Below are 1,257 nucleotides of genomic sequence, written 5' to 3' on the forward strand. Positions count from 1 at the left end.
ACGACGTCAAGTGGGAAGCCAGCAACGGTGACCTCAAGAACATGAAGGTGGGTGACATGCTCACCATCACCGGCAAGGTCTATCTGCCGGTGAGGAAATACTGGCCCGCCAGCATCAAGAACCCGGATCCGGTCTATCTGCAGTCGGCCGGACCGGCGGCGGTGTTCGCCAAGCGGGAGACCTACATCAACGGCACCCCGCTGGTGAAGTCCACCGGGCTGGAGCTGGGGCATACCTACGAGTTCAAGCTGGTCATGCAGGCCCGCATCCCGGGAACCTGGCACATCCACCCGTCGCTCCAGGTGACCGGCAGCGGGCCGATCGCGGGGCCGGGCGAATGGACCAGTGTCGGCGGGGCCTGGTCGGACTACGTCGCCCCGGTGCGGGCCGGGCGTGACGGGCAGATCCAGGTGGAGAACCTGGAGACCTACAGCCTCGGCAACATCTACGGCCATCACATCTTCTGGCTGCTGTTCGGCGCCGCCTGGCTGATCTGGTGGGTCAGGAGGCCGACCCTGATCCCGCGCTACCGGGCGCTGCAGGAGAACGTCGACCACAAGCTCATCATCACCCGCCAGGACGTGGTCGCGGGTGTCGTCGTGCTCGCCGCCACGGTGGTGATCGTCATCGGCACGACCATCAAGGCCAACGCGGACCACCCTGTGGTCATGCCGCTGCAGACCGGCAAGACGCCGGTCGACCCGCTGGAGGAGCCGGAACCGCTGGTGAAGGCCCGGGCCCTGCAGGCAATCTACAACCTGCCCAAGCGGGCGCTGAAGCTGGAGGTGCGGATCACCAACAATGCGGAACGGCCCGTTCGGGTCGCCGAGTTCGCCACCGCCGGCATCCGCTTCGTCAAGGACCCCGAGGCCCTGCCCGGCGCCGCGGGAGCGGCCCTGGCGCGGAGCATCGAGGGTTATCCCGAGGAGTATATCCGCCAGGTGCTGAAAGTGGACGCCAACGGTCCGGCCGAGATCGCCCCCGGGGAGACACGGACCGTGATGCTGCACGCCGAGGACGCCGTCTGGCAGATCCAGGGGCTCGGCGATGTCGTCAGGTCCCCCGTGCGCCGCTTCGGCGGGCTCATCTTCTTCTACGACGATGCCGGCAACCGTTACCGGCAGTACGTGGACAGTGAGTCGAGCATCGAGTACGGCATCCGAGGCCAGGGTCCGGAACGGCAGCGACATGCCGTACCGGATGACCGTGATGCGCGAGCGGGCGGCCGGGGCCGGTCTGGCCCTGGCCGCAGCGCTC

1 protein-coding gene is annotated in these 1,257 nt (G+C 67.5%); it reads left to right on the forward strand.

The window, feature by feature from the left end:
- Positions 1-1,257: bacterial ammonia monooxygenase, subunit AmoB (amoB, locus tag Q9Q40_09365; protein ID MDQ7007429.1), on the forward strand; the 1,257-nt coding region annotated here is incomplete at both ends.

It is taken from the genome of Acidobacteriota bacterium, from assembly GCA_030949985.1.
Taxonomy (GTDB): domain Bacteria; phylum Acidobacteriota; class Polarisedimenticolia; order J045; family J045; genus JALTMS01.